We start from the raw sequence: 1,673 nt of genomic DNA, 5'->3' as shown, positions 1-1,673 counted from the left end.
ACTCCGACAACAACTCCGACTCCGACAACAACTCCGACTCCGACAACAACTCCGACTCCGACAACAACTCCGACTCCGACAACAACTCCGACTCCAACGCCAACTCCGACTCCCACGCCAACTCCGACTCCAACGCCAACTCCGACTCCAACGCCAACTCCGACTCCGACAACAACTCCGACTCCCACGCCAACTCCGACTCCCACGCCAACTCCGACTCCCACGCCAACTCCGACTCCCACGCCAACTCCGACTCCCACGCCAACTCCAGGTACTCCCGCTGTCATTTTCCTTGAACCACTTGGCAGTACCGACGTACTCGAAAGCTTGGGCAGCGATATATACAAAGTGCGGCTAAATACTCAGCCAACTGCTAATGTCACCGTCGTTATTACCCCTGAAAGCCAAGTTACTGTCAGCCTATCTGCCCTTACTTTTACTCCCGCCAATTGGAATGTCCCCCAAACGGTAACGGTGACTGCGGTTGACGATGCGGTTGTTGAGGGCGATCGTGTCAGCCCAATTAGCCACGCCACTACCAGCGATGACACATTGTATAATAATCTCGTCGCCCCTCTCACAGTCAATATCAGCGATAACGATAACTTAGGCGATGTCACAACCTTGTTGAAAAAGTCAGTAATCGGTTTGACAGATAAGGACGATCGCGTCACAGGATCGGCATTGAATGACATTATCTACGCACGCCCCGGTAATGACTATCTTCATGGCAAGGCAGGCGATGACTTGCTTTACGGACAAAAAGGGGATGACGGCATCAGCGGCGGTGATGGCAATGACATTATTTTTGGCGGCCAAGGGATTGATTTTATTCAGGGTGACGGCGGTACTGACTTGATTTACTCAGGTAAGGGAAACGATCGCATTTACGGAGGCGATGGCGACGATATATTGTTTGGCGACGCGGGCAATGACTACTTATTTGGAGAAAAGGGTGCCGACACTCTCACAGGCGGATTGGGTTTTGATGTGTTTGCGATCGCGATCGATACTGGTGGAACAGACTTAGCCGCCGCCGATGTGATTAATGATTTCACCCTAAATCAAGACAAAATTGATTTAATTAGCCCCCTTGCTTTTAGCCAGTTAAATATTTTTCAAGGAACCGGCGCGAATGTTCGCGATACTATAATTCAGTATCAGGTAACAGGGGAATATTTAGCTGTTTTGAAAGGAGTCACTGCCAGCAGTATAGTTCAGGCAGTAACTTTTTAGACTTCGTATGTTGTTGCGCTTTAGCGCTAAAGCGCCACAACATACCTACCCGATCGCGATCGCCTAGTTTGTATGATGTCTCAGCAGTCGATCGTACTTTTGCTTTGATTTTCAGGTATAGCAACCGCTTAATGTAAATTGTTTAGTCTGTCTTTGATTTTTGTGCGAGTCACCAATGCAGACTGACAGCGTTCCCAGTACATTTTAGCCACGGCATCGCCCGGATTCTGACGCCAACACTCTTCAAAAAGCCGCGCCGCTTTAGCTAACTTCCCTTCCGAGTAAAGTGCCCTAGCTTCTGCAAACAATTCCAGCCTAGCTAACTTGCCCTCTTTAATTTCTGGCGGATCGGCATCAAACACCTCATAAACTGTTACTAATTCAGATTTTCCCTTGACTTTTACCGTATCGAGGGTGCGGATTGCATACTGGGATGG

Annotated in this window: 1 protein-coding gene and 1 pseudogene; one reads left to right on the top strand and one right to left on the bottom strand. The window is 49.1% G+C overall.

Annotated features, from left to right (window positions below; genetic code table 11):
• Positions 1-1,236 (top strand): calcium-binding protein (locus tag QUA16_RS28510; RefSeq protein WP_445305417.1); only part of this gene is annotated, 1,236 nt, incomplete at its 5' end.
• 128 nt (positions 1,237-1,364) lie between these two features.
• Here the strand turns inward: QUA16_RS28510 and QUA16_RS28505 are convergent.
• A pseudogene (locus tag QUA16_RS28505) lies at positions 1,365-1,673 on the bottom strand (adenylate/guanylate cyclase domain-containing protein); the annotation flags it as partial.

The sequence above is a fragment of the Microcoleus sp. S13_C3 genome (assembly GCF_036700905.1).
In the GTDB taxonomy this organism is placed as follows: Bacteria; Cyanobacteriota; Cyanobacteriia; order Cyanobacteriales; family Microcoleaceae; genus Microcoleus.
Note: the sequence above shows the minus strand (reverse complement) of the source record. Positions and strands in the feature narration are given on the sequence as shown.